At 34.7% G+C, this 464-nt stretch carries 1 tRNA gene; it reads right to left on the bottom strand.

Annotated features, from left to right (window positions below):
* Positions 1 to 339: 339 nt before the first annotated feature.
* A tRNA-Leu gene (locus tag H4J62_RS20030) sits at positions 340 to 425 on the bottom strand.
* Between the last annotated feature and the right edge of the window lie 39 nt (positions 426 to 464).

Genomic DNA, 464 nt, shown 5'->3' with positions numbered 1-464 from the left:
CGTCACACTCTATGAGCGAGGGATTTTAAATCCCTTGTGTCTACCAATTCCACCACCCGGGCATCGGATAATTCTTTTTAAAGTAGAGATTGGCTCCCTACTAACTCTTAATTACTAAGAGATTTAAGTAATTAAATTCTTTAATTTATCTACACACTAAATTTAAACAGTTAACGAGACGCTACATCTTTTGTTGACAGCTAAATCACAACATTTTAACTATGTTTATTGTATATAAATATATGCATTATAAATGTAATGTAAATTAATTACATACATGATTGATACAGGTTTAATTACTACTATTTAAATTACTGAACAGAAAGCACAGCATAAAGATGGTACCCGGAGACGGACTTGAACCGTCACACTCTATGAGCGAGGGATTTTAAATCCCTTGTGTCTACCAATTCCACCACCCGGGCATCGGATAATTCTTTTTAAAGTAGAGATTGGCTCCCTAC

The organism is Colwellia sp. BRX8-5 (genome assembly GCF_014077325.1).
Taxonomy (GTDB): Bacteria; Pseudomonadota; Gammaproteobacteria; order Enterobacterales; family Alteromonadaceae; genus Colwellia_A.
Note: the sequence above shows the minus strand (reverse complement) of the source record. Positions and strands in the feature narration are given on the sequence as shown.